This window comes from Bacillus sp. AR8-1 (assembly GCF_008042345.1).
Taxonomy (GTDB): Bacteria; Bacillota; Bacilli; order Bacillales; family Bacillaceae_G; genus Bacillus_A; species Bacillus_A cereus.
This window is the reverse complement of record NZ_QNUB01000041.1, coordinates 1-26,761: the sequence shown is the minus strand read 5'-3', so window position 1 is coordinate 26,761 and position 26,761 is coordinate 1. Positions and strand designations below refer to the sequence as shown.

Here is a 26,761-nt window from a genome sequence, read left to right as displayed (position 1 = left end):
TGTAATATATGGAGCAATTAAAAAAGCAAGTTTGTGATTATATTGAGAGCCATGAAGAGGAAAGTGTGAAATTTTTAAAACGATTAATTCAAGAAAAGAGCGTATCTGGTGATGAAAGCGGTGCGCAGGCGATTGTGATTGAAAAATTACGTGAATTAGGTTTAGACCTCGATATATGGGAGCCTTCTTTTTCTAAAATGAAAGATCATCCTTATTTTGTATCACCCCGTACAAGTTTTTCAGATAGCCCAAATATTGTAGCAACTTTAAAAGGAAGTGGCGACGGGAAATCTATGATATTAAATGGGCATATTGATGTAGTTCCAGAAGGGGATGTGAATCAGTGGGAACATCATCCTTATAGCGGTGAGAAAATAGGAAATCGTATATATGGCCGTGGAACGACGGATATGAAAGGTGGAAATGTCGCACTCATGCTTGCAATGGAAGCGATTATTGAATCTAGCATTGAATTAAAAGGAGACATCTATTTTCAAAGTGTAATAGAAGAGGAAAGTGGCGGAGCAGGGACATTAGCAACTATATTACGAAGATATAAGGCAGATGGTGTCATTATTCCAGAGCCTACTAATATGAAGTTTTTCCCGAAACAACAAGGTTCCATGTGGTTTCGTTTACGTGTAAAAGGGAAAGCTGCACACGGTGGAACGCGTTATGAAGGGGTTAGTGCAATTGAAAAAAGTATGTTTGTTATAGAACATGTAAGAAAGCTAGAGGAGAAAAGAAATAGTCGAATTACAGATCCTTTATTTAAAGGGATTCCGATTCCAATTCCAATTAACATTGGGAAAATTGAAGGAGGGAGTTGGCCAAGTTCTGTTCCAGATGAATTAATTTTAGAAGGAAGATGCGGTGTTGCGCCGAATGAGACTATAGAGGCGGCAAAAGAAGAGTTTGAGAATTGGATTGTTGAATTAAATGATGTGGACAATTGGTTTGTTGAAAATCCAGTAGAAGTAGAGTGGTTTGGAGCGAGATGGGTTCCTGGTGAATTAGAAGAGAATCATGAACTCATTACAACACTTCATCACAACTTTGTTGAAATCGAAGGGAACGAACCAATTATTGAAGCATCTCCGTGGGGGACTGATGGAGGTTTATTTACACAAATTGCAAACGTACCAACAATAGTATTTGGTCCAGGAGAGACGAAAGTAGCACACTATCCAAACGAATATATAGAAGTTGATAAAATGATAGCTGCCGCAAAAATTATTGCATGTACATTACTAGATTGGTGTGAGGTGAAAAAATGAAATACTATGAATCTTTTAGAGAACAGACGAATTGTTATACAGTAGAAGGCGTTTTAGATTATTTTAATAAGCGTATTCGGGTAGATCACTATACAGGAAATGTTGAAAGTATTATACAGACAATTGACGAACTAGCAGAGGAACATTCTTTCACTAAATGTATTATTAAAGGAAAGGGAGAGCATGTTTCAACATGGCTCTCTTTCGGTTTTTTGTTGGAAGCAACGATACCTCATTATTTTCAAGGACACGATGCATACTTTTTGGTGAAATATAATAATGATGAAAGACGAAATAGTATGCATTGGACTGAGGAAGATACTATATTAAGCGGTGTAAAAGGAAAAGAAATAAAAGAAAAAGTAGTTCCAGAGAAATTTTTGCTGAGAAAAGCGACTGAAGAAGATGCAGAAGAATTAGCAACTGTATTCGGAAAAGTATTTGAAGTGTATCCGACACCTTTAAATGAAGCGAGTTATGTATTACAGACGATGAAAGAAGACGATACAATTTACTACGTATATGAATATGAGGGAAAAATTATTAGTACAGCATCTGCAGAAATGAATATAAAAGAAGGGAATGCAGAATTAACGAATTGTGCTACTTTACCTGAATATCGTAAACATGGATTTATGAAAAGTTTACTAATTAAATTAGAGGAAGAGCTTCGAGAAAGATCTATTTTCTGCTCCTATACAATTGCTCGATCGCTTTCTTTCGGAATGAATGCTGCCTTTCATCAATTAGGTTATACGTATACAGGAAGACTGGCGAATAATTGCTACATTTTCGATAAGTTGGAAGATATGAATATATGGGTGAAAGATCTATCTAGCTATTCGAAAGCAGTAAAACTTCCGCCTCAAAATTCGGCTGTAAAGCAAAACAGTTAGGTGGAGCTGGGTGTTCGAAAAGCTGTACTAATTAGAGTTTCGAGTTATCTAATGAAAATATAAAATTGGTCAAAATTATAGAACGGAATCGTCATGCTTACAATCGCACATAGGTGTGCCGAAAATTCGGCATATAATTGCTGGATTTTCGGCAAGAGGGGGGATGACATTGCTAGCAGTTTCGACACAAGAAGTCATTGAAGCGATTTTGGGCAGTATTGATGAGGCTATACACGCTGTAGATGAGAATGGAATTACAATATTTTATAATTCTGTAGCTGCGAAACACGATGGATCGAAGATTGAAAAAGTGTTAGGGAAACATCTGTTAGAAGCGTTCCCGTCTTTATCAAGGGAAACGAGTACATTGATGAAAGTACTAGATACAAAAAAACCTATCGTACATCAAGCACAGCATTATCAAAATTTAAATGGTGAAGATGTTTGTACAGTAAATACGACGTTACCTATTTTTATAGATGGGAATATTGCTGGGGCTGTTGAAATTGCAAAGGATTACTCTACAATTCAAAAACTTACTGACACAATTGTTGACTTACAGTCGAAAATAAAGCGATCATCTAGAAAAAAAGTGATTAAAAAGCATGCTGCATTTGAGACGATAGTGACAAATGATACGCGGTTTAAACAGACGAAAGAGTTAGCACAAAAAGTAGCACCAACAGACGCAAATGTTTTAATATATGGTGAAACAGGAACAGGAAAAGAACTGTTCGTACAAGCAATTCATGAAGCTTCTAAAAGAAAAAACAAGCCATTTATTGCACAAAACTGTGCAGCTTTACCAGAGTCGCTATTAGAAAGTTTATTGTTTGGAACGACAAAAGGAAGCTATACAGGAGCGATTGAAAGAGCTGGGCTATTTGAACTTGTTGATGGTGGTACATTATTTTTAGATGAACTGAATTCAATGCCTCTTGATTTGCAGGCAAAAATGTTACGAGTGTTAGAAGATGGAGTCATTAGAAGAATTGGTGATAATAAGACGAGAAAAGTAGATGTTCGTGTTATTACCGCAATGAACCAGCCTCCAGAAATATGTTTACGAGAGAATAAAATTCGCACTGATTTATATTATCGCTTAAACGTATTTTCATTATATATCCCACCGCTTCGTGAAAGAACTGAGGATGTACTATTATTAGCATCTTATTTTTTGAAAGAATATAATAAAAGTTATAAAAAAGGTGTACTTCAAATTGATGAGGAAGCGAAAGATAGACTGCAAGCTTATCAGTGGCCTGGAAATGTCCGAGAGTTAAAACATACGATTGAACATGCTGTTATTATTGCAGAAGGGAATACATTAACAGCCAATTGTTTACCACGTACATTTCGGAAAGAGAATTTTTCGAAGAAGAAGGGTATAATGCCACTTAGAGAAGCACTTCATCAAACAGAAAAAGAATTAATAGATCAAGCGTTGATTGAAACGGAAGGGAATATATTACAAGCCGCAAAAATGTTAGGTATCCCTCGTCAAACGCTTCAATATAAACTGAGCAAGTACGACAAAACCGCCGAATAATCGGCGGTTTTTGTGTGTTTGCACGAATAAAAGAGCGTTTACATATATAAAAAGTAATGAATATGATGTTAAGTATTGATTTCATACAACGCTTAAAAATATTTTTTCGCTTATGTAATAGGGTTCTCCGCACATTTACTTATCAACAATGTAAAGTTGGCATAACTATTGCTTATATAAAGGATGAGCGTATAAAAAGGGGGAATAGCAATGTTACATGATGTATACAAACCAAATCGTCACTGGAAGGATATCGAATTATGGAAAGATGTTACTGAAGAGCAATGGAATGATTGGGTTTGGCAATTAACGAATACGATCAAAACGTTAGATGACTTAAGAAAAGTAATTAACTTAACACCTGAAGAAGAAGAGGGCGTTAAAATTTCAACGAAAACGATCCCGTTAAACATTACACCGTACTATGCTTGGCTAATGAATCCTGATGATCCACGCTGTCCGATTCGGATGCAATCAGTACCGATTTCGGAAGAGTTATATAAAACAAAATATGATTTAGAAGATCCGCTTCACGAAGATGAAGATTCACCAGTTCCAGGGCTAACACATCGTTATCCGGACCGTGTACTATTCTTAGTAACAAATCAATGTTCTATGTATTGTCGTTACTGTACACGCCGTCGTTTTAGTGGACAAATTGGAATGGGTGTACCGAAGAAACAATTAGATGATGCGATTGCTTATATTAGTGAAACACCACAAGTACGAGATGTATTAATCTCCGGTGGTGATGGACTTCTAATTAACGATAAAATTTTAGAATATGTATTAAAAAATTTACGTGAGATTCCGCATGTTGAGATTATTCGTATCGGAACGAGAGCACCAGTAGTATTCCCACAACGTATTACAGAAAATTTATGTAACATTATTAAAAAATACCATCCAGTATGGTTAAATACACATTTCAATACATCTATTGAAATTACTGAAGAATCGAAAAAGGCATGTGAAATGTTAGCGAATGCTGGTGTTCCAGTCGGAAACCAAGCAGTAATTTTAGCTGGTATTAACGACAGCGTTCCAATTATGAAAAAACTTATGCATGACTTAGTAAAAATCCGTGTACGTCCATATTACATTTATCAATGTGATTTATCTGAAGGTATCGGTCACTTCCGTGCACCAGTATCTAAAGGTCTTGAAATTATTGAAGGTTTACGTGGACACACATCTGGTTATGCTGTTCCGACATTCGTTGTTGATGCGCCAGGTGGAGGCGGTAAAATTGCACTTCAACCAAACTATTTAATCTCACAAAGTGCAGATAAAGTTGTACTTCGTAACTTTGAAGGTGTTATTACGACGTATCCAGAGCCAGAGAGCTATATTCCAGGAAGAGCGGAAGGATACTTTAAAGAGATTTATCCGAACTACGAAGAAAAACGTTCAGATGTTGGTATCGCAGGTCTTATGAGCGATAAGAAATTTAACCTCGTTCCAGACGACTTACAGCGTATGAACCGTCGTAAAGACTATGAAGATAATGATACGCATGCATCTTTAAAAGATAAACGTGATAAGCGTGATCAATTAAAAGATAAAAAATATCAAGCACAAATGGCTAAATTAGAAGAAAACGACAAAAAAACTGAGGGTGATGCAGTATGAATTGTATGTGGTGTGACAGTACAGAAGCGAAAGAAAGCTTGAATACTGTATATTGGGAATTACCAGATGGTACGAAAGCCATTGAAATCCAAAAGACACCATGTATTTCTTGTTCCTCGTGCGGGATGGACTATCAATCAGACCATACAGTAAAAGAAATTGAAGATCAATTATTTTTAATTTACACGAAAGATTTACCAAAACAACTAACGTATGAAGAATTAATGGGAAGACCGCGTCTATTAAAAAGAAATTATTTCGACTTTTAACCAGCTTTTATGCTGGTTTTTTTCTTTTTCGCCTTGTATAATGTACCCAAGTTAGAAAGGTAGGGAATATTTTTGAAAAAAACATTTTACCATTATATGATGAAGCATCGTGCAGCTTTATTTAGAAATGAAATTTCAGATTTAGCAGAGGCGATGTATGATGATTTAAGTTTTCCGAAGCAATCTGAAGACTATGATGAAATTAGTTCATACTTAGAGTTGAGCGGAATGCTAGAAAGTATGTCTATATTTGATGAAGCCTGGGATTTATACATACAAGATAGATAAAAACTATTTGAAAACATACAGAATACATTACTTTGTTTAAAGTGAAGTATTCTGTATGTTTTTTTATACGAAATTTGTTGATTTGAAGCTAGTCTAGTTACTAGCTTTTTTTTGAGTGTAACGTAAATTTTATAAGATTATAATTTTTATTGAAAAAATTTATGAATATAAGCTTCTGTGATAAGCGTTTTTATGTAGGTTGCATATACTGATATCAAAATCACGACGTCAAAAAAAGGAGAGATAGAGATGGCAAGAAAAAAACAACCTAAATACAACGTAGGGGACATAGTCGTGATTACGCTATATGGAACCGTTGGGAAAATCACAAATATGAAGATTTTAGATGGAGTTTATGTATACGAAGTCAATAATCACGATGGATTTTACGTAGAGCAAACATTGCAGCACGTTACAGAGCAAGATATGAAAAAGGGCGATACGGAGTGGATTGAATTAAATTATAATTTCACGTTTGGTGATCTTGTGCAAGTAACTGGATATGATAAAGATGTTTTCCGTATTGTTGGTTTTCGTACAGAAGTATGGAGATATAAGAATGACGCATGGGAAGATACAATTTATGAATTGTCACGGATTACGGATGGTGAATGGTTAGAAGCGGATGAGTCAGATTTAACGTTACTTGCGAATGCTCAAACGGCAAATGCAATTTTGAAGAAACTGAAACAAGATAAAGCAGGTATGAATAAATTAGATTTAGGTAAGTTAAAGTCAATTAACAACTCGAAAAAAGTGAGTGTTAAGACGAATCGTCAAGAAATCATTGATGGGTTACTTGATATTTATAACGATTATCAATTATTGTTCGATACATTTAAAGATGAAGAATATAAAATTGTAATGGATGTTGTTCATAATTATTTAGTTAAATTGACAGAGAAAAAATAGTTAACTAGAAAGAGAGAATAAATTGAACAACAACATATGCAGTATAAGGTATGCCTACAACTATTAAAAAAATAAAAAGCCACTTTATAAGAGAGTCTGCCCATTGATCTTCATGCATGAACTCTTCTTTTGTTTGTCCTACTTCATATTGATTTTCCATTATTATTTCCCCCTTTGAATAGCTTGTACTACAATCGTATGCATCTCGTCCAAAGCTTATGACCTATAAAAAAATAAAATCTATTTTTCTAATCTCATATACATAATTTTGAGATTTTTTCATAAAACAGAAATAAAGGAGTGATGCTCATGAAGGAAATTGAAGTCGTGATTGATACGGAAGAGATTGCGGAGTTTTTTTATGAGCAACTAATTGAAAGAGGGTACGTCCCAAAACGAGAAGAAATTGAAGATCTCGCAGATATTACATTTGAGTATTTATTAGAGAAATGTATGATTGATGAAGTTTTTGATGAAGAGGATGAATGAAAGTAACGACGGGCATAACTCGTCGTTTTTTACTCTTTACAAACCTGTCACAAATATAGTCAATAATTATTGGTATAATGAAAAGGAAATTTTACTCAAGAGGTGAAGGAATGTTCAAAAAAATTATTGATTCTTTATTAGGAAAGAAAAAATATCGTTCGTATTCAAGTAGTGATTATCGTCGTAGAGGGCGCTCTTATTCAAGTAGCGATTATAAACGACGTTCATCTGGTTATGGACATCAACATTATAAAAGAAAACGTAAAAGCCGTAGCTTCTTTTCAAGTAGCTGATGAAATGGCGTCGTGTACTAGCTTTATTTGATAGACCACTGCGAAAAAATACAATTGTTGCAGAACGTTATAAAATTGAATCAGTAATTGGAATGGGCAGTTATGGGGTTACATATGTCGTTAATGATTTACAAATAAATAGATATAAAGTCTTAAAACAATTAAGACAAAGTAAACAAAGATATGAGTCTGGTAGAAAATCATTTGAACAAGAGAAAATGATTTTACAAACATTGAATCATCATGCAATTCCTAGTCTATATGATCATTTCATATGGGAGAAAAAGAGCTTCTTTGTAATGGAGTACATGCCTGGTAAAAATTTTGAAGATTATATTTTCATAGATGGGTATGTATATACAGAACGTGAAGTTTTTGAGATTTTATATGAAATATTAGAAATTGTATCGGTGTTTCATAGTGAAGGCATTATTCATCGAGATTTACGCATTCCAAACATACTAATGAAAGAAAATCAAATTAGTATTATTGATTTTGGATTGGCTAAATGGAAAGGTGAGGATGATGAGCGAGCTACAACTTACGAAGGTGAACAAGCTTTGATGCGAGAAGTTCACTTTCGTAGTGACTTTTATGCGCTCGGTCATTTCTCATTATTTTTATTATATGCAGGATATGAATCTAATGAAAAAAAGGAAAAACCATGGTACGAAGAATTAACTTTGGAAAATTATAATCGCGAAATGCTTATGCGAATGTTACAAATAAAAACGCCGTACTATGAGAATGTACAAGATTTAAAACAAGATGTAGCTTCTGCTTTAGAAAGGATGAAGACTCCATGTTTCAAAAATTTTTAGCAAGCGTTGGTATTGGAAGTGCAAAGGTAGATACTGTTCTTGAAAAAGATGAGTATATTGTTGGGGAAGAAATAGTTGGAAAGGTTCATATAACTGGAGGTTCAGTTAGCCAACAAATTGAAAGCATTTACTTAACATTATCGACGTCTTATGTACGAGAAGTGGATGATAAAAAAGTAACAGCAACATATGATTTAGAGCGAGTACGCTTAACAGAACCTTTTTCTGTAGAACCGAATGAAAAAGTTGAAATTCCATTTTCTTTTCCAATGCCAATTGAAGCACCACTTACACTTGGTATGAAAACGGTTTGGATTCATACAGGTCTTGATATTAAACGTAGTATAGACCCAAGTGACCGCGACTACGTTCAAGTGTTACCCAATGCATTATTAAGTAGTGTTTTAGATAGTGTAAATGAATTAGGGTTTAAAGCACGTCATATAGAATGTGAAGAATTACCGCATCGATTATGTAAGCAAGTTCCATTCGCACAAGAATTTGAGTTTATTCCGGTTTCTGGAGAGCATTATGGGAAATTAGATGAATTAGAATTATTAATCTTGCCACGTGCATACGACCGACTAGAAATTATTATGGAAGTAGATAGAAAATCCCGTGGTTTAGCTGGATTATTCGCTGAGGCGCTTGATCTTGATGAGAAGGTGATTCGTTTTACCGTAACAAGAGAAGATATCCCTGAGATGAAGCAAAAAATTAATAATTATATTTTTTAATAAACTATGCATAAAAAAGAAATGGAGAGGAAAACTAAAACAACCGCTCCATTTTTTTGCATAGTGAGGTTATGTATGTGAAACGATATCGACATTTATACTTGCTAAGTTTTACGTTACTCATTTGTTTTGTCGTATTATCACTTTCGTATCATACCGCTTGTATTGAGAATTTCGACAATATAGTCGCACATTTTATTCAAAGCTTTCGAAACGATTATTTGACGACCTATTTTACTTGGGTGTCTTTTATCGGTTCCAAAAGAATATATTTTCCATTACTCATTATTCTTGTAATGTATTTTCTCGTTAGAAAAAAGTTGCTTAGTGCGTTACTTCTAACAATTAATTACTACGGATCTCGTTATTTAAACAGTATGCTTAAACTATGGTACGAACGAGCAAGACCTGATGTCACGCAGCTTGTTACTGCAACTGGATATAGTTTTCCGAGCGGTCATACGATGAATGCTACTGCTTTTTTAGGATTTATTGCATACGTCACAATTACTGAAGATCGTATTTCATTGCATAAAAAATTATTAATTATTCTTATAGCAAGCTTTGTTGTATTATCTATTTCAGTTAGCCGAATATATCTTGGCGTGCACTATCCATCTGACGTATTAGCAGGATGGGCAGCTGGCGGTAGCTGGCTCGTTTTATGTGTTATATTTCATAAAACGTTCATAAAAAAAGAACCTATGTCATAATAGGTTCTTTTTTCATTGGCTCAACATGAATGTGTGCATGGTAAATTCCAAACTTTTTGCGAAGCATAGCCTCGATATTGTCAGTAATACAGTGACTTTCTCCAACATCCATACGAGCATCTACTTCAATTGTAATATCAACGTACGTTTGATTCCCGTACATACGAGCTCGAATATCTACAATGTTTTCCACACCGCCAATATGCTCAATAGCATCAGCGTATTCCTCCATTTTATCAGGATCAATTCCATCTGTTAGCATATGAGAAGATTCTACGAAAATCTCCCATGCAGTTTTACAAATAATAAGACCTACAATTAAAGCGGCAATAGGGTCTAAAATAGGCATTTGGAACTGAGAACCGACAATACCTACTACAGTACCAATACTTACGAGTGCATCTGATAAATTATCCTTTGCAGCGGCTTCTAATGATTTACTTTTTGTTCGTGCTGCAATTTTTTTCGTATACAAATACACGCAGTACATAACGACAGCAGAAAATAAAGCAACCCATGCAGCGAGTACATTAGGTGCTGCTTGTTTCGGATTTAAGAAAGATTGAATGGCACTAATAACAACTTCTAATCCGACTGTTGCCATAATGAAGGACGCAACAAGTGATGCGATTTGTTCGGCCCGCGAATGCCCATACGGATGATCTGGGTCACGAGGTTTACGAGATATTTTTAGACCAATTAATATCGCTAAAGAAGCACCGATATCCGTTAAGTTATTTAAACCGTCAGCACGTAATGCACTAGAGAGGGTAATATAACTGATGATGATTTTCATAGAGGATAAAAATATGTAGGCCATAATGCTGACAATAGCACCTTTATCAGCTTCTTTATGAGAAAGAGTATCCATTTTAATCACTCACCTTTCTTTAAAGGAATTCTTTCTATAAATAGAGTATCAAACGAAAGTCGTGTGGGTCTATACAAACATTGTTGACGTTTTATAGCTTTTTAAGAAGGGGATAACAAAGTTTCGTGAAGGAAAAATATGTTGAAAAGTACAAAGTCAGGGTGTAAACCGAATTGGAGTTTATTTACTAAAGAGATAGGAGGGGAGATGGATGAAGAAACGAATACTTTTCTTACTATGTATTATTCTTATAATGACAAGGTGTAATTCATTAAACGATGAAAAACGTCAAAAGATAAGTGTGAAAATAGATGAAAGCCCTCTGAAAAATATTTTCCAGAGGGCTTTTATTTTAGTATGCTTCTAAAAACTCAGTAACTTGCTCTTCAGTTTTTGCGTTAGCACTATGTAAGTGGCCTAACTTCTCACCATTTTGGTATACAAGTAAACTTGGAATACCCATTACTTGATACTCTTCAGCGATACTTGGAAACTCATCTTTATTAATAGAATACCATTCAAATTTATTGAACTCTTCCATTACATCTCCGATAAAGTTGTCCATACGTACGCAATCTGGGCACCATGTAGTAAAGAACTTAACAACTACAGGCTCCTCGCTTGCGATGATGTCTTTGAATTCTTGTTCTGTTTTAATTTCTTTCATAAGTAAAACTCCTTTCAATATCACACGAATTTATATGCAAAATTCGTATTTGCAAACATGTTGCAAACTTATTATTTGTTTTTTAGTTTTGTAGTTCGTTCACACTTATAAAATTGTATGTAACATGACTGCGCTACTAAGTGTGAAAATAACGGAACCTCACTTTTCTTTATAAGCTTTTTCCAGGATTGTGTCAAACTTTTGAATTTTATACAGAAATTAAAGAAGCCCACACTTTGATTGAGTATGGGCAGAGGGACTAAAATTAATCGCTTATTAATTTCGAATAGATATTTAAATCGATAAGCTTTCCAGCTGATTTTTCGCTCTTTCTCAGAGTACCTTCAAAAGTAAAGTTTAATTTTTCTAATACTTTTATGGAATTTACATTTGCAGGTTCAACTTTTGCTTCAACACGATATAGTTTTAGATGTGTAAAAGCATAATCTAATAAAGAGGATATTGCTTCAGGTGCATATCCTCTACCCCAAAATGTTTTTGAAATATCATAGCCAATCTCAGTCTTTGAGTTTTCAAAATCTAAGGAATTATAGCCACATGAACCGATAATGTGATTAGATTCTTTTTCAATAATAGTAAAACGTATAGCTTTATTATTTTGAGCGAGTTCGTTAAGGAATTGAATCATATCTTTTGCCTGGTTCTCATCAGTGAAATTACTTATATTCATGAATTTAGTAACATCAGGATCAGACCATATTTTAAACATACTTAGTGAATCAGATGCTTTCATTTTCCTTAAATATAATCTCTGTGAGTGTAGTTCTGTAATCAATACTTTTACCTCCGTTATGTTGTAATGATAGGTAGATTAAAAATATTGATATCTGCGCATAATTCAGTCCCTTCTAGATTAATTAACTTTTATTATACAAGAAAATTACTACATTGAACAAAGGCGTTAATTGGAGGTAACGAAATGACAAACTCATCAATTGAATATTGCGTTCAGTGTGATTAAGAAAGTGGTGTATAAAGATGGGACGAGATGAGAGTTACTTCCAAACTAAAAAAAGAGTAGATAATTTAAAAACATTTTACATTCATTTAACCATCTACATACTAGTCAATCTGATGCTTTTTTACTTTTTAAGTAGTGAATTAGCTATTTTTTATTTTAATTACAAAAATTGAATAAGGTTAGAAATTATATGGTTGTAATGGGAATTGAGGGATATGAATAAAAAATTTTATCCCGCATTAACGGGCAGTAAGCCCCCACTGATTAAAGTTTCACTTTATTAGGGATTTGCCTTAAACATTTATTACAGTCAAGAATATTTATAATAATATGAACTAAAAAAGGTCCAATTTTTGTAATGTTGGAGGGGATTATTGTGGACATAACTCAAAGCGTGGCAAGAATAGTGGTTAATGGGAAAGACCTTTCTTTCACTTCAGTTCAAACCTCTGCATGGAATCATGGACCTGTAAATGATTTAATCATTACGACGAATCAGAGGGTGAATGAGCTTTTTCAATTCATGTGGTCACAAGTACCGGTTACGATGTCGATATATTTTCTTCAAGGGGCGGATTTACTTAGGTTCGTTAGGGTTGCGGGAATTAATGAGCGTGTAACAGGAGAATATGTATATCATTTCATTTGGTAATAAGAAGGAGTCAAAGTAGTCTAGCAGCTACTTTTTTATTTTGTCATTTGAATATAAGCGAGCGGACTAGCTTTATAGTACCCACTGAAATAAAGAATCATAATATAATTTGTAATAAATTATACGGAAGTGAGTTGAAAATCATGTTTTATTCATATTTTAATTCTCAAGCTGGCATGCGACCAGCGTATGGTACGTCTATAACGTATAGTGGAGCACAAAGTACAGTCCAAGCTATTCAACAAGCATTGCAAATGCAACAACAAATGCAAATGCAGCAGCAAGGTGTACAACCATATTACTCATCCGTAGAGTATTTTTACCCAGTACATCAAGTTACACCGTACGGAAGTTCTTTTCTGACTATTCCATATGGGACTGTATACAACTTATAACTAGTAAGGAATGAAGTGGTGTATATAAATAAGGGTGCAGGTTAATAGCGCCCTTATGAATAATAAAAATAGCTAGTCCAAACCTTATAAATCAATCTTACATAATATATAGTAATAAGTTTGAAAGGGGAATTAGTATGTCTTGTTATTACTACTGTAAGTATTGTAAGGAGTATAAAAAGAAGCATCATGATTGTTGTAAGAACACTTGTAAGTGCCATGATAACAAGGACAATCTTGTTAGAGCATCCGCATTTAGAGCTAGAAATACAGTAAATCAAAATGTTCCTGCTAATACTTTTGTGAAAGTGTTATTTCAAAATGAACAATTTGATTTAGCGAATGAGTATAATCCAGCAACATCTATTTTTATGCCGAAGACTAAAGGAGTATATTCTATTATTGGAACGATTGGTTTCTTTCCAAACGATCCAACTTTAAATTATAGAGCGCGTGTAGAAATTCGTGTGAATGGAAACGCAGCGATAGCTATAGATAATGACTTTTTTGGTCCCATAAGTTTTGGAAATGTAGTAAGTGTTTCGACGATTGTTCAATTGAATGCAGGGGATGAAGTTGAGATTTATGCACAAAGTAGTATAGATGGAGTTTTAAGTCCTTTAGAAGATGGTGCACATTTTGAAGCAGCAAGATTTCCTTCTTCAATTAAATAAAGTCATTAAACAATGAGTTTACAGAAGCTTAAAGGTAAACCCTCACCGAAATGGTGAGGGTTTTTTACTCTATTAAAAATAGTAACAGGTCGTCCAAGCTATTCTAATCTATATAGCATACTATGTAAAAATAAGTGTAAAGGAAAGGGGGACTAACTATGTCTTATTATTACTGTAAGTATTGTAAAGATTACAAAAAGGAAAGTCATGATTGTTATAGGAAAAGTAGTAAATGTGATAGGAAGTATGTAAAGGTGAAGTGTTGTGATGATAAGAAAGAGGAGCTTGTAAGGGCATCGGCATTTAGAGCTGTGAATACAGTTAATCAACCTGTTCTAGCAAATACTCCTGTTAAAGTATTATTTCAAAATGAACAATTTGATCTAGCGAATGAATATAATCCAGTAACATCCATTTTCACTCCGAAAACTAGAGGGGTATATAGTGTATTAGGAAATATAACATTTTCTCCAAATGATTTTAATGTGAATTACAGAGCTAGAGTAGAAATTCGTGTGAATGGAAATCCAGCAATAGCGATAGATAATGATTTCTTTGGAACAGGAGTATTTTTTAATAATGATGTTTCCGTAACTACTATTCTTCAATTAGAAGCAGGAGATGTAGTTGAAATTTTTGCAGAAAGTAGTATTGCTGGCGTAATTGTACAAAATGTTAATGGTGTAAATACGGTTCACTTTGAAGTGGCAAGATTTCCTTCTCCAATTAAATAAAACAGATCATTAAATGTTTTTTAGTAGGTTTAGTTAATCCCCTTACCAAATGGTGGGGGATTATTATTGTTTTTCTAAAATATATAAGTAAACAGGTTAAGTATAGTTTAATTTGTAAGGGTTTCAATCTTCTTCAGATAATAAACAGAATAATAAGTAACATGCTTGTACAAACTCATTGTTAGTAAGTTTACTAGTTTTCTTATAGAACAAGAAAGAAGGAATACATAAAAGATCGTATCGTTACGTTTTTTCTTTACTATATAGAAATTATATATTGAACATAGATTTGTGAAGGTAATACTAATACACTGAAAAGAATAACATAAAGGCGATTACACTATATAAAAACAAAATCAATCCTAAGATGAGTAGTATTGGATGCAGCTTGAACATATTTGACCTCCTTGAGTATATAAAGAATTTTAATATATTATTGGTCAATTTAGAAGGGGGACGGTTGCATAAAAAAAGAGCATACATAATAAGTACGCTCTAAAGAAAGATAGGTTTTATGAGTGGATAATCTCCATACGATAATATATGTTCTTTTAATAAAAACGTGTAAAAAATCAATGAATTATCAATGGAATATCATAAAATGTGTAATTTTAGTTTAGGAATGCATTTATTTTCTTTCTCAGTTATTTTAGGTAACAAATTTGTGAAAATCGTACATTATGCGGACTAACAACGGGATAGCGATCGTACTTCAGTCACATATTTCTTAAAGTCTGGATATTGCGTGATAGTTTGACATTTAGGGGTGCATAGTTGATTAATTATAGACACATTTGTAATTACTTCGTTACAAGGACCGAAAAATGTAACTTTTAGTTTTGAATTTGGTGGGATTTTGAACACGATAGGTTTTTTTTCCATGAAATCAGCTCCTAATATTGAGTATTATAAGTTAAAGGATGTAGAGTCGTATTAGTATAATATGAAACTTCAGTGGATTTGCTTATAATAAAGAATTTCATAGTAGTAAAATTGCTTAAAGATGTAAAGGGGAAATTGAGAATGCGAAATAAAACGTTTAATTAATATAATCAATAAATACGCAAATGGTTAATATAACTAATGCATTTTTTTATTTTCTACATATTATGTTAGTAAGAATTGTATAAGGAGGTAGTATAAAATAGTGGAAGAAAATGTACAAGCTCAGCTTTCGCCACCGTGGATCACATATTTTAATGAATTAAAAAATTCAATAGGTGCTGATCCAACTGTTACAGTTGGGCCGCTTATTCCTGTTGGTGGTAATTATATTATTTTAGTGCATGCGTTAAGTTTGGAAGTTTTAATTTAATAATGTAGGGGGATGTTTTCTAATATCCGTAAAAATGATTGATACCTGGATTGATAGGACGAGATTACATAACAAATGAATAGTAGGGTATATTTCAAATATGAGAATGTTTTATATGGTATATATGTTAAAGTTAATAGAAATATTTCTGAAAGAGAATATATTTTTTAAAACAGTAACGATTCTTTTTATTTATATTATAGATAGCTAGTTTTAGAGAGATAAGGCTTACAATAAAACAAGCTATGAATAAGACATTAAAAAGGAGCTGGAATGTATGGGGTATATTGTAGATATTTCAAAATGGAATGGAACTATCAATTGGGATATTGCAGCATCTCAGCTAGATTTAGTGATTGCTAGAGTTCAAGATGGCTCTAATACGGTGGATTTTATGTATCAAAATTATGTTAGTGAAATGAAAAAGTATAGTATCCCATTCGGTAATTATGCTTTTTGCCGTTTTATATCTATTGCTGATGCAAAGAAAGAGGCACAAGATTTTTGGAATCGTGGTGATCAATCAGCTAAGTTTTGGGTGGCGGACGTAGAAGTTCAAACGATGGCAGATATGCAAGGCGGGACACAGGCATTTATTGATGAATTACGCCGTTTAGGTGCGGAAAAAGTAGGATTATATGTAGGGCATCACATGTATTTATCATTTGGAGCACGTAATATTGAAGCTGATTTCGTATGGATCCCTCGTTATGGAGGGAATAAGCCAGCATATCCATGTGATATTTGGCAATATACGGATTCAGGGAATGTTCCTGGGATTGGGAAATGTGATCTGAATCGATTAGTAGGAAATAAGTCACTTTCTTGGTTTATAGATTCGAACAAAGCAAATCAATCTAACATAGTGTATAAACAGCAACCGAATGGCATTGGTATTGCAGTTTCGAAATATCCTGATGGATACGGAATAAATTTATATGAGAACCCCATGAATCCTCAATTTACAGGTGCACTCACTCAGAAAATTCCATATTTAATCTTAACAGGTTATTGGGGAGGCGGTGAGCAAGATATGATTTGTTTAGGGAACGATAAGCAGTGGGCATATTTAAAACATTTTAAGGTGAAATGGTTTTATGCAACTTCGAAATATCCTGTCGGCTACAGAGTAAATTATTATGAAGAGCCTGAATGTATGAATTATAAAGGAAATATAGATGGATCGACATCTTTTCGAGTGTGGGGTAGAGTGGGAAATGCGGTAGATATCGGGCAGAATAGTTGGATACCTGAAGAACATGTAAGTATTAAGTAACTATAGCAGCCGTATTGTTTTTGAGGTGTATGTAAAGAGTCTTCTTACTATACATAATAGTAAGAAGACTCTTTATGTTTAAAAATGGAAATGCATGATACATAGTCAACTCATATGAAATGAATTACATGCAGAAAACACACTGTTTTCACAATGCCTGTGTATAGTTAATTTGCATAATGATAAAAGTGAGGTATTTGAATTGAAAAAGAAAAAAATATTTATTGGAACAATTATTTCATGCGTGATGCTAGCATTATCTGCATGTGGTTCTTCAGACAACGTAGTAACATCAAAAGTAGGAAATGTTACAGAGAAAGAATTAAGTAAAGAATTAAGACAACAATATGGAGAAAGTACTTTATATCAAATGATGTTAAGTAAGGCATTGTTAGATAAATATAAAGTTTCGGATGAGGAAGCAAAAAAGAAAGTAGAAGAAGCAAAAGATAAAATGGGTGAGAACTTTAAATCAACTTTAGAACAACTTGGATTGAAAAATGAAGATGAATTAAAAGAAAAAATGAAGCCAGAAATTGCATTTGAGAAAGCGATTAAAGCAACAGTCACAGAAAAAGATGTGAAAAATAACTATAAACCAGAAATGAAAGTAAGTCACATTTTAGTGAAAGATGAAAAGACAGCTAAAGAAGTAAAGGAGAAAGTAAATAATGGTGAAGATTTTGCTGCCTTAGCAAAACAGTATTCAGAAGATACTGGTTCAAAGGAACAGGGCGGGGAAATATCTGGTTTTGCTCCTGGACAAACTGTGAAAGAATTTGAGGAAGCTGCGTATAAATTAGATGCAGGCCAAGTAAGTGATCCAGTTAAAACAACTTACGGTTACCATATTATTAAAGTGACGGATAAAAAAGAATTGAAGCCATTTGATGAAGTAAAGGAAAAAATTCGTAAAGATTTAGAACAACAAAGACTACAAGATACGACAGGTAAATGGAAACAACAAGTAGTCAATGATTTATTGAAAGATGCTGATATTAAAGTGAATAATAAAGAATTTAAAGATACATTTAAATTTCTAGAAAAGAAATAATGATTGTAATCATAATTAGAAAAGGGAACTCATATAGAGTTCCCTTTTCTAATTAGTGTGTGAGTTATAAATAGATAGTAAGACAATACAATATTACATTTAAATATTAAGAATTACAATGGGAAATAATGGATATCGAACGTAATTTAAAAAATAATACATATAATGTTTTTGAATAAATATTTAATATGGATAATTAGTAAAAAGCTGAGCATTCGAATGGAAAGGATGTTCTTTTTGGTGTGAAAATTTTAGGATAAATAATGAATCGTATTAAACGCGTCATTTACCACATCAATAAATTAAGGTGGGGAGAATATATGAAAGTAATCTTTCAAGGAGAGGGCGGCGCGAAAATTTTTGAGTCATATGATGAAAATGTAAGTGATTTATTAGCTATATTAAAAGAAACGAAAGGGATTAAAATCGGGATTGTTGAGTATAAAGTGTTAAAGTACGAACTTAATTATTTTCGTCATCCGAAAAAAGCGGATACAGAGAGAGAGTTACATATAATAGTACAACCTAAGTATATGTAATGAAATATAATAATAAAAATCACTGATTCAGTTTTGTAAAGTTTCATAGAGTATGTAAGAAAAGAGAGTGTTGTAAATGCTCTCTTTTCTTATGCTTTGTGAGTTCGTTCATCATAGTATATGTGTTCAGTTATAGATGGTTAATAAACGAAAAAATTTAAAACTTTTTTGTTTAGGCAGGGATTTTATATTTAAGTAAATAAATATACTATGAAGTATTTTTTATACGAATATTGGAGGAGTATAAAATGAGTTTAGCAAGTTACATAGGCTGTAATGTAGAAATTCCGTTAACGGAGCCCGATTCTAATGATGTAATTGTTTTTGGATCATGTTTTGCAGAGGAAAGTATGCTTGAAATGGTACAAGAGTATCAATTCCAAAAAAATTACATATATGAGGTTTCAACTAGTTGGGGAATTGAACTTGTCGAGTGGCAAAACGTAAAGGAAAAAAAAGAAGCGAAAGAAAAACTTTTAACTTTATGCAAGATTATGGAAGGTTATTTGGAAGATGGAGACTATTTCGAATTATTCAGTTGTTGGGTTGGTGATGAAGATAAGGAACGAGTAGGGGAATTGAAATTAAAAATAAATCATTTTAATATAGATGAATTATGTATTCCAGAAAGAACATTAGTTAGGATAGAAAAATAAACATTGAAATATTTTTTAAGAAAAGGCGATTTCACTTTGTGTGAAGTCGCCTTTTAGTTGTTATATGCATTTTACATAAGAAATGAGAAGTTTATTTGATAAAGGAAAAAAGTATGGAGATAAATAAAATTATGTTTTTTGTTAAAAAATAATAAGTATGGCTCTTCTCAAAAGAACGTAAGTTCGTGTATAATAAGAACGAATGTTCTTTTGAGAGGTAACCTAATTATAGTTTAGAAGTAAATCCGAGTTTAGTGCGTATTAAAAATAACTAAGGGATAGTATGGCTAAATAAATGTATAAATGATCAAGGAGATAAAAATGAACGATGTAAAGATACAAAAGGAAGAAAGAGAGTGGGTTCCGTTTACAGTAATATCCGAACAACTTTTAAATATGAGAAAGATTATTGGAGAGAAATTAAAAGTACAAAAACCGCTTTTAACAAACGAAGCAAAAGAGAGAATTTCTGATAAATTATTAACGTCATTACTGTCTGAGAAAGAAATATTGGTAACATATTTTGAAGATGGTTACATACTAACAAACTACATGACTGTTGTACATATCAATCCGGTAAAACAAATTGTAATTTGTACAGACGCCTTTTATAAAACTTACGTATTTAACGCTATGGATATTATTGAAATAACGTAAAAGAAGCTGAATATTAAATGGCAGCTTCTTTTATTTCTGATTTATGAGACAAATAATACAAGAAAAAGCAGCTAGCTTCGTGCTAGCTGCTGAGCCCCAGGGAAAGGGAGAAAAAGATAGGGTACTCCAAAATCAACAAGAGCTGTCAAACAGCCTGATTATAGTATAGACAAATTAAGATTTTCTATACTAAAAGTTGAACATAAGATTAGGCTGTACCCACTTGGTTTTGATCTGCAAGGTCAGAATCAAATGTATTGGTCGCGCTAACACCGCTAAAAGTATTAACAACAAAACCAACGTTTGATGCGCCAGAGCCATTATAAGCTTTCGTATTTTCTTTTGGAGAAACGTTGTAGAAATCACCTAAGTTAAATGAACCATTACTATTTTGTACAACTAAATTCCCTACAACTGATGGCATAATTTTCACCTGCTTTATAATAAGTTGTTAACATTACTATATGGAGTTATAGTCCAGATGGTTCATATAATAAAAATTGTGGAATAGTAAAACGTTTGGAGCATGGATTTCAATAAAAGTGTGTTAAAATTAATATAATAAAGTTGAGTAATTTTTTAAAAAAATTTGTATAATTGATATATACGAAAATAAAGGAGGCAAAATGTAATGAAAGATATTATGAAAAAAGTTGATTTAACAGATGCCAAATCAAGTAATCTTGTTGCACTAATTTATAGTAATGAAGTTATATTAGTTGAAGACGCATTTTGTCCAAATGAAATAAAATTAAAGTTTAATGAAATTGCAATTTTATCTGCAATTAAAACAGCTCATATTGCGAAAGTGTCTATTAGGAAAGAACTTGAAGCGCTTTTTCATGATACGGGTGTTATATTAGTGAAACAAAATGTTGATTATGGTAGTAGCCAATCTATTACCATGCATTTTGAGCAATTTAAAAAATTGCAATATGAGATTGAATATTTAAATAAAAGTATGTAATAAGGCAGCTAAATAAAGGTTCTATCATAAAGGTGGAATGTGTTGTGTTGAAAAAGTGGTTTGAAAATTATTTGGGGGAATCGCATTGTAAACATAAATATATTTTTATTAAGATGCAGGATAATGAGGATTTTAAAAAAGATACATTAGGTGTAGTTTATATTTACCAGTGTGAAAAATGTGGAAAAGAGAAGTTGAAATGTAAAAACGATAATGAAATAAACAATGAATTTTTAGATATATAGCAAAAAGTAACCATGATGGTTACTTTTTTTATTTATGTATGCAATATCAAAACCATTACTAAAGTATGAGTTGAGTTGATACTATAGTAAATGGCTGAATAAAAATGAAGAGAGTAAGATATAGGGAAGGAGGATGAGAGAAATGCAGAGAAAAGAAATTGGTAAATCTGTAATTATTACAGGTGTGACACAAGGGTTAGGACGTGCGATGGTTGACCGATTTGATGAATTAGGGTGGAACATATATGGTTGTGGACGTTCAAAAGATAAAATTGAAGAACTAAAAAAACAGTACAGTAAAATACATGATTTTCAAGTAATTGATGTTTCAGATTCTCAGCAAGTTAACAACTGGGCAAATTATATACTTAATAGACATACGGCTCCCGATATGATAATAAATAATGCATCGATTGTAAATCAAAATGCACAACTTTGGAAAATTACGGCTCAAGAATTCGAAAATGTAATGAATGTAAACGTGAATGGTGTAGTAAATGTAATAAGAGCGTTTGTTCCCGCAATGGTAGCTAGGAAAGAAGGAATTATCATTAATATGAGTTCTAGTTGGGGGAGAGAAGGTGAAGCTGAGCTTGCGCCATATTGTGCCTCAAAATTTGCAATTGAAGGTATCACTAAATCTATGGCACTGGAATTACCTCATGGCATGGCTGTAGTTGCTTTAGATCCTGGAGGGAGTATTAGTACTCCAATGCTGAAGTCATGTGCGCCACAATATATAAATGAATCACCTACACCTGAAACTTGGTCACATAAAGCAACTCAATATATATTGAATATAACAATAGATAAAAATGGAGATTCACTGACATGCCCAGCATGCATATAAAAAGCACCTTTAAGGTGCTTTTTATATTAGTAGCACATTATATCATTCACAAAATTACATTTAAAAAATAAAATAAAAGATTAAGGGTGGAATTTATTTATTCCGCTATTTGCCGATTAGTAAGACCCCTACCTCAAAATTCAGCGAAAGCAAAGAATTTAGGAGGGGGATGAAGAAAACCCCACTGATTAAAGTTTCACTTTATTTTGAAAGGTTTAGAAAATATTTAAATAGGTGATAAAAATGAATCCAAGCGGTTTAAAAGTTACAGGGGCATGGTTTCAAGTAGGTGGGAACCTTACAGCTGCAATTGGAACGACAAGAGGATTTATTGGAGAAGAGAAAGTTGAATCGGATCTCGTTATTGTAGGAAGCTCATTACAAGCCCTCGGGTATATATTACAAATCATTGCGAGCAATTATGATGATGGGGAAGAAAAAAGAGAAAATCAAAATATAGGCTTAGAGAATCAAAGTAAATTACTTGATCAAATAGGAATTGAGCTATTAGCATTAGGGAATATATCAAATGTAATAGGAACATATTTTAATATAAATGAACAATCGAAAGAAAATGATTATCTTATTATTACAGGGAACAGTTTACAATCGATCGGTGCTTTTTTAGGAGTAGAAGCAGCTTTGATGGATATAAATGTACTACAGAAAATTATTATATTAGGTAACTCCATGCAAAGTTTAGGTGCTGGATTACAAGCGTATCAAGGTGTTTCAAATGTATTGAAAGATGAGAGAGAAAATGAAGATAGTATTTTTGATAAGAAGGATGAGAGAATAATTGCACTCATTGGTATTTGGATACAAGCGATAGGAACGTTAATTTCTGCAATTGGAGTAACTGCAATAGAGGAAGAAAATAGGCTAGAAAACAATGCAAAGGTTGAAATACTTATATAAATAGAAGGAGATACATGAATTTTATAGGTACGTTAAGATTAAAATAGTAGTAGGTTTTTTTGCCTATAGATAGAATATATAAAGTAAGAGATGTTATATATACTTAATGAAAATTTATGTAACAACAACATCATAAGGTTTCTTTACGTATGTTTTGAAAAGGGATATATAAAATACAAAATAAGGAGTTTTCAAGGGATGATGTATTTATTAGCAATTTTTCTTCCACCTGTTGCTGTACTATTTTGTGGAAAACCAATTCAGGCAATAATAAATTTCATATTAACATTAATATTTTGGGTGCCAGGAGTTATACATGCAATTCTTGTAGTGCATGATAAAAAAGCTGATCGGCGTTTGAAAAAACAAATTCAAGCATATGATGAAATTAATAAGAGGAATCGAAGATAATTCATCTGTGAAATGTTTTTAAAAGAAAGGAGGATTAACCTCCTTTTTTTAGTGGGTGTTAAGTTTAAATTTTTGTGTGGCGGAAAGAATTTTTAATATAAGTTTTATGATAATAACTTTTAGATTGTGCATGTAATAGGCCAGTATAAATACTTTCTGGTACATTAAAGAAATCGTACATACCATTCTTTAATTGGATTCGCAAAATCATAGAAAAAGGATTATAGCCAACAGCAACTATATTTTTTGAAATCACGGGAGATAGCTTCATCATTACGCAACTCCTCACTTTTCATTTTTAATAATTTCTTGTAGATATTGAGGTTGTGAAGTTGAAATCCTTATAAATTAAGAGGTATTATACTTATATGCAATATATTAAATGTTTGTTATACGTAATTATAAGGAAGTTCACACGAAGTACATATCGTTGTGCTATTTTTATTTCACCTTTGATTTATAAATAAGAAAATATTGACCATTTGAAAAAAAGGTATATTATTTATACGAGGTATTAAAAATTCACTTTTTACATTCTATGCTTAAAGGGGCAGCGTTATTAGGAAAAATAGAAGTGAAAATAGTTTGTATAAGAAGTATTCTAAAATTTATAATCTGTGAATTGGGAAAATATTGAATGCTCCAGGTCAATATACTTTCTTAATCAAATGCATTTTAGAAAGTGACCTCAATATTTTTAAGTAAATCAACGGGAGAATTGAAAGGCAGGAGAAAGTAACATGTCAGAAAATTATCGTTCTCGAGAGGAACGACGACAAGTTAAAAAGAAAAAACAACCAGCTTCTAAAACACAAAAACCAAAAGGTAAAACATCATTCTTTCGCAAGTTTTTAATTACTTGTTTATTACTTGGTATTGTTGGTTTAGTGGCGGGGGTTGCTACCTTTTTCGTAATGATTAAGGATGCACCAAAACTTGAGAAAGCAAAACTTGTTAATCCGTTATCCTCAAAAATTTATGATAAAAACGGGGATTTGGTATATGAATATGGAAAAGAAAAAAGGACGAATGTTACGTATGAGCAAATACCTAAATTAGTAGAAAATGCATTTTTAGCGACAGAAGATTCACGTTTTTATGAGCATAGCGGAGTAGATTTTAAAGGTACTGCGCGTGCTGTTCTAGTAAGTCTTAAAGGAGATTACGGTTCTCAAGGTGGAAGTACGATAACACAGCAAGTTATTAAAAACTACTTCTTATCAATGGACAAAACACCAAAGCGTAAGGCGCAAGAAATATATTTAGCTTATAAGCTAGAACAACAGTATTCAAAACATGAAATATTAGAGATGTACTTAAATAAAATTAACTTAGGAAACCGTTCATATGGGATCGCAACAGCAGCACAAAACTACTATGGTAAAGAATTGAAGGACTTAACATTACCAGAAGTTGCGATGCTGGCAGGTTTACCGAAAGCACCGAATAACTATGATCCAACGAAAAAAGAAAATGTTCAAAAAGCAACAGAAAGAAGAAATGTTGTTCTAAACTTAATGAATCGACATGGATATATAACAAAACAGGAAATGGAAGAAGCATTAAAAGTTGACGTAGAAAAGGGACTCAAGCCTGCAACTCAACTACAAACAATGCCATACCCTGCATTTATGGATGCAGTTGTGAAAGAAGTAGAAAAAGAATTGCCAGATGCTAATATTGGTTCTGATGGTTTAGAAATTTATACAACGTTAGATCCGAAAGCACAGAAACTCGCTGATAATATTTTAAATAATAATATCATTGATTATCCGAACGATAAATTCCAAGGTGCATTTACATTTATGGATACGAAAACAGGAGAAGTTCGTGCTATAGGTAGTGGCCGTGGAGAAAATAAAGCTGTATTTAAAGGGCATAATATGGCAATTGAATTAGATCGTGCAGCTGGTTCAACGATGAAGCCGATTTTCGACTACGCTCCTGCAATTGAATATTTAAAATGGGCCACGTACCATCAAATTGATGACTCTCCATTTAAGTATTCAACGGGACAAGAAGTACGAAATTCAGATAGAAGTCATATGGGACCTATTACAATGCGTGTAGCATTAGAAAAGTCACGAAATATCCCAGCAATTAAGACTGCGAAAGAAGTTGGAATTAATAAATCAAAAGACTTCTCTGAGAAATTAGGCATTACATTTAATGCGGCACCGACTGAATCAACAGCGATTGGTACAAATGAAGTATCACCAACTGAAATAGCGGGCGCTTATGCGGCATTTGGTAATGATGGTAAATATACGAAACCGCATTTTGTTAAGAAAGTTGTTTATCCAGATGGTAAGTCACAAAGTTTTGGACAAAAGCCAAAACAAGTTATGACAGATTCTACGGCATATATGATTACAGATATGCTTCGTTCTGTAGTTACATCAGGTACTGGTACATCTGCAAATATAGCATCTTTAGATGTAGCTGGTAAAACGGGTACGACAAACTACTCATCAAAACAATTAGCTCAATATAAAATTCCAGAAAGTGCAACTCGTGATAGTTGGTTTGCTGGATATACACCGCAATATACGATGGCAGTATGGACGGGGTATATGAAAGATGGTAAAGACGAGTATATTAGTAGTAAAAATACGAAAATTGCACAGTTGATCTTTAAAGAAATGATGAGTGAAATGGCTACAGATAAATCACGCTTTAAAATGCCAAGTAGCGTTATTCAAGAAGGTAGTGAGCTACGTATAAAAGGTGAAAAACGTGATTCATCGCCAAATACTAGCGTACCGGATACAACGGAGCAACCAAAACAAGATCAACAGCAAAAAACTGAAGAAGAGAAAAAGCAAGAAGAATTAAAGAAACAAGAAGAACTGAAAAAACAAGAAGAGCAAAAGAAACAAGAGGAACTTAAGAAGCAAGAAGAACAAAAGAAACTAGAAGAGCAAAAGAAACAAGAAGAAGAAAAGAAACAAAATGAACAAAATAACGGAAATGGTCAAGGAACGACACCTCCAGCGAATAACGGAGGAGGCCAAGGAACGAC

The 26,761-nt window shown here is 32.9% G+C and carries 35 protein-coding genes and 1 pseudogene; 29 read left to right on the top strand and 7 right to left on the bottom strand.

All coding sequences use genetic code 11. The features are described 5' to 3' along the window. Positions 1–8: 8 nt before the first annotated feature. From DN400_RS23230 to DN400_RS23200, 7 genes are all read left to right on the top strand, one after another. On the top strand, positions 9–1,277 hold the full coding sequence (locus DN400_RS23230) for a peptidase (protein ID WP_147801953.1): 1,269 nt from the start codon (positions 9–11) through the stop codon (positions 1,275–1,277). Continuing rightward, positions 1,274–2,173: a putative beta-lysine N-acetyltransferase gene (gene ablB / locus DN400_RS23225; RefSeq protein ID WP_000878591.1), complete on the top strand. Its 900-nt coding sequence runs from the start codon at positions 1,274–1,276 to the stop codon at positions 2,171–2,173. The genes DN400_RS23230 and ablB overlap by 4 nt, the downstream gene beginning before the upstream one ends. 163 nt (positions 2,174–2,336) lie before the next feature. Beyond that, complete coding sequence (gene rocR, locus DN400_RS23220; RefSeq protein ID WP_023521852.1) at positions 2,337–3,722, top strand: arginine utilization transcriptional regulator RocR; 1,386 nt, start codon at positions 2,337–2,339, stop codon at positions 3,720–3,722. 210 nt (positions 3,723–3,932) lie between these two features. After that, positions 3,933–5,354, top strand: a complete 1,422-nt coding sequence (kamA, locus tag DN400_RS23215; RefSeq protein ID WP_000902145.1) for a lysine 2,3-aminomutase — start codon at positions 3,933–3,935, stop codon at positions 5,352–5,354. Then, entirely contained in the window at positions 5,351–5,623 is a 273-nt protein-coding gene (locus DN400_RS23210; RefSeq protein ID WP_000995766.1) for a YokU family protein, read from the top strand. The genes kamA and DN400_RS23210 overlap by 4 nt, the downstream gene beginning before the upstream one ends. Before the next feature lie 72 nt (positions 5,624–5,695). Beyond that, positions 5,696–5,911, top strand: coding sequence for a YozE family protein (locus DN400_RS23205; RefSeq protein ID WP_000750717.1), 216 nt, complete (start codon positions 5,696–5,698; stop codon positions 5,909–5,911). A gap of 249 nt (positions 5,912–6,160) precedes the next feature. Next, positions 6,161–6,823, top strand: coding sequence for a hypothetical protein (locus tag DN400_RS23200; protein WP_000101490.1), 663 nt, complete (start codon positions 6,161–6,163; stop codon positions 6,821–6,823). Between the two features lie 4 nt (positions 6,824–6,827). On the opposite strand, the gene DN400_RS23195 is transcribed toward DN400_RS23200, so the two are convergent. Beyond that, entirely contained in the window at positions 6,828–6,983 is a 156-nt protein-coding gene (locus DN400_RS23195; RefSeq protein ID WP_000431486.1) for a DUF3930 family protein, read from the bottom strand. 149 nt (positions 6,984–7,132) lie between these two features. Here DN400_RS23195 and DN400_RS23190 point away from each other — a divergent pair, with 149 nt between their 5' ends. The 5 genes from DN400_RS23190 to DN400_RS23170 all read left to right on the top strand — a co-directional run bounded on the left by DN400_RS23190 (position 7,133) and on the right by DN400_RS23170 (position 9,876). Continuing rightward, positions 7,133–7,312 (top strand): YozD family protein, encoded by a 180-nt coding sequence (locus DN400_RS23190; RefSeq protein WP_000658451.1) that lies wholly within the window; start codon positions 7,133–7,135, stop codon positions 7,310–7,312. A gap of 110 nt (positions 7,313–7,422) precedes the next feature. Further along, positions 7,423–7,605, top strand: a complete 183-nt coding sequence (locus tag DN400_RS23185) for a hypothetical protein (RefSeq protein WP_000473371.1) — start codon at positions 7,423–7,425, stop codon at positions 7,603–7,605. Further along, the gene (locus tag DN400_RS23180; protein ID WP_000872058.1) at positions 7,605–8,426 is read left to right on the top strand and encodes a serine/threonine protein kinase; all 822 of its coding nucleotides are present in this window, start codon (positions 7,605–7,607) and stop codon (positions 8,424–8,426) included. The genes DN400_RS23185 and DN400_RS23180 overlap by 1 nt, the downstream gene beginning before the upstream one ends. Beyond that, complete coding sequence (locus DN400_RS23175) at positions 8,408–9,163, top strand: sporulation protein (RefSeq protein ID WP_000486624.1); 756 nt, start codon at positions 8,408–8,410, stop codon at positions 9,161–9,163. The genes DN400_RS23180 and DN400_RS23175 overlap by 19 nt, the downstream gene beginning before the upstream one ends. A gap of 77 nt (positions 9,164–9,240) precedes the next feature. Next, positions 9,241–9,876 carry a phosphatase PAP2 family protein gene (locus DN400_RS23170; RefSeq protein ID WP_000833369.1) on the top strand — a complete coding sequence of 212 codons (636 nt, stop codon included), beginning with the start codon at positions 9,241–9,243 and terminating at the stop codon, positions 9,874–9,876. Here DN400_RS23170 and DN400_RS23165 read toward each other — a convergent pair. From DN400_RS23165 to DN400_RS23155, 3 genes are all read right to left on the bottom strand, one after another. Next, complete coding sequence (locus DN400_RS23165; RefSeq protein WP_000380385.1) at positions 9,866–10,747, bottom strand: cation diffusion facilitator family transporter; 882 nt, start codon at positions 10,745–10,747, stop codon at positions 9,866–9,868. The genes DN400_RS23170 and DN400_RS23165 overlap by 11 nt on opposite strands. Positions 10,748–11,099: 352 nt before the next feature. After that, on the bottom strand, positions 11,100–11,414 hold the full coding sequence (locus DN400_RS23160) for a thioredoxin family protein (RefSeq protein WP_000658787.1): 315 nt from the start codon (positions 11,412–11,414) through the stop codon (positions 11,100–11,102). 265 nt (positions 11,415–11,679) lie between these two features. Then, positions 11,680–12,210 (bottom strand): GNAT family N-acetyltransferase, encoded by a 531-nt coding sequence (locus DN400_RS23155; protein ID WP_000627262.1) that lies wholly within the window; start codon positions 12,208–12,210, stop codon positions 11,680–11,682. A gap of 203 nt (positions 12,211–12,413) precedes the next feature. Between DN400_RS23155 and DN400_RS23150 the strand changes: the two are divergent. The 5 genes and pseudogenes from DN400_RS23150 to DN400_RS23130 all read left to right on the top strand — a co-directional run. After that, positions 12,414–12,560, top strand: a pseudogene (locus DN400_RS23150) (2TM domain-containing protein); the annotation flags it as partial. A gap of 212 nt (positions 12,561–12,772) precedes the next feature. Next, on the top strand, positions 12,773–13,048 hold the full coding sequence (locus tag DN400_RS23145; RefSeq protein WP_000355690.1) for a hypothetical protein: 276 nt from the start codon (positions 12,773–12,775) through the stop codon (positions 13,046–13,048). 143 nt (positions 13,049–13,191) lie between these two features. After that, the gene (locus DN400_RS23140) at positions 13,192–13,443 is read left to right on the top strand and encodes a DUF3947 family protein (RefSeq protein ID WP_000500102.1); all 252 of its coding nucleotides are present in this window, start codon (positions 13,192–13,194) and stop codon (positions 13,441–13,443) included. A 137-nt stretch (positions 13,444–13,580) separates the two neighbouring features. Continuing rightward, entirely contained in the window at positions 13,581–14,117 is a 537-nt protein-coding gene (locus DN400_RS23135; protein ID WP_001278087.1) for a C1q-like domain-containing protein, read from the top strand. A 158-nt stretch (positions 14,118–14,275) separates the two neighbouring features. Next, on the top strand, positions 14,276–14,851 hold the full coding sequence (locus DN400_RS23130) for a complement C1q domain-containing protein (protein WP_000122945.1): 576 nt from the start codon (positions 14,276–14,278) through the stop codon (positions 14,849–14,851). 687 nt (positions 14,852–15,538) lie between these two features. On the opposite strand, the gene DN400_RS23125 is transcribed toward DN400_RS23130, so the two are convergent. Further along, on the bottom strand, positions 15,539–15,733 hold the full coding sequence (locus DN400_RS23125) for a hypothetical protein (protein ID WP_000412557.1): 195 nt from the start codon (positions 15,731–15,733) through the stop codon (positions 15,539–15,541). Positions 15,734–15,998: 265 nt separating this feature from the next. Here DN400_RS23125 and DN400_RS29625 point away from each other — a divergent pair, with 265 nt between their 5' ends. From DN400_RS29625 to DN400_RS23100, 6 genes are all read left to right on the top strand, one after another. Next, positions 15,999–16,166: a hypothetical protein gene (locus DN400_RS29625; RefSeq protein ID WP_000392277.1), complete on the top strand. Its 168-nt coding sequence runs from the start codon at positions 15,999–16,001 to the stop codon at positions 16,164–16,166. A gap of 277 nt (positions 16,167–16,443) precedes the next feature. Further along, positions 16,444–17,442, top strand: coding sequence for a glycoside hydrolase family 25 protein (locus tag DN400_RS23120; protein WP_000540668.1), 999 nt, complete (start codon positions 16,444–16,446; stop codon positions 17,440–17,442). Positions 17,443–17,644: 202 nt separating this feature from the next. Continuing rightward, a complete protein-coding gene (locus tag DN400_RS23115) occupies positions 17,645–18,496 on the top strand; it encodes a peptidylprolyl isomerase PrsA (RefSeq protein ID WP_000727353.1) in 852 nt (283 codons plus the stop codon). 320 nt (positions 18,497–18,816) lie between these two features. Then, entirely contained in the window at positions 18,817–19,035 is a 219-nt protein-coding gene (locus tag DN400_RS23110) for a hypothetical protein (protein ID WP_000864277.1), read from the top strand. A gap of 248 nt (positions 19,036–19,283) precedes the next feature. Beyond that, complete coding sequence (locus DN400_RS23105) at positions 19,284–19,691, top strand: hypothetical protein (RefSeq protein ID WP_061660149.1); 408 nt, start codon at positions 19,284–19,286, stop codon at positions 19,689–19,691. 321 nt (positions 19,692–20,012) lie between these two features. After that, on the top strand, positions 20,013–20,348 hold the full coding sequence (locus DN400_RS23100; RefSeq protein ID WP_002093988.1) for a YolD-like family protein: 336 nt from the start codon (positions 20,013–20,015) through the stop codon (positions 20,346–20,348). Positions 20,349–20,556: 208 nt separating this feature from the next. Here the strand turns inward: DN400_RS23100 and gerPF are convergent, their stop codons facing one another. After that, positions 20,557–20,772, bottom strand: coding sequence for a spore germination protein GerPF (gene gerPF / locus DN400_RS23095; protein WP_001141569.1), 216 nt, complete (start codon positions 20,770–20,772; stop codon positions 20,557–20,559). Between the two features lie 207 nt (positions 20,773–20,979). Here gerPF and DN400_RS23090 point away from each other — a divergent pair, with 207 nt between their 5' ends. The 5 genes from DN400_RS23090 (at position 20,980) to DN400_RS23070 (ending at position 23,739) form a co-directional block, all read left to right on the top strand. Then, entirely contained in the window at positions 20,980–21,315 is a 336-nt protein-coding gene (locus DN400_RS23090; protein ID WP_000651909.1) for a hypothetical protein, read from the top strand. 44 nt (positions 21,316–21,359) lie between these two features. Beyond that, entirely contained in the window at positions 21,360–21,560 is a 201-nt protein-coding gene (locus DN400_RS23085) for a hypothetical protein (protein ID WP_000915134.1), read from the top strand. 142 nt (positions 21,561–21,702) lie between these two features. Then, positions 21,703–22,410, top strand: coding sequence for an SDR family oxidoreductase (locus DN400_RS23080; protein WP_001189038.1), 708 nt, complete (start codon positions 21,703–21,705; stop codon positions 22,408–22,410). Positions 22,411–22,653: 243 nt separating this feature from the next. Next, positions 22,654–23,328 carry a DUF6944 family repetitive protein gene (locus DN400_RS23075; RefSeq protein WP_098211195.1) on the top strand — a complete coding sequence of 225 codons (675 nt, stop codon included), beginning with the start codon at positions 22,654–22,656 and terminating at the stop codon, positions 23,326–23,328. Positions 23,329–23,526: 198 nt separating this feature from the next. After that, complete coding sequence (locus DN400_RS23070) at positions 23,527–23,739, top strand: YqaE/Pmp3 family membrane protein (RefSeq protein ID WP_000990219.1); 213 nt, start codon at positions 23,527–23,529, stop codon at positions 23,737–23,739. Between the two features lie 64 nt (positions 23,740–23,803). Here DN400_RS23070 and DN400_RS23065 read toward each other — a convergent pair whose 3' ends face one another. Beyond that, the gene (locus DN400_RS23065) at positions 23,804–24,013 is read right to left on the bottom strand and encodes a KTSC domain-containing protein (protein WP_000977080.1); all 210 of its coding nucleotides are present in this window, start codon (positions 24,011–24,013) and stop codon (positions 23,804–23,806) included. 466 nt (positions 24,014–24,479) lie between these two features. Here DN400_RS23065 and DN400_RS23060 point away from each other — a divergent pair. After that, a partial coding sequence (locus DN400_RS23060) for a transglycosylase domain-containing protein (RefSeq protein ID WP_142316836.1) occupies positions 24,480–26,761 on the top strand: 2,282 nt, incomplete at its 3' end.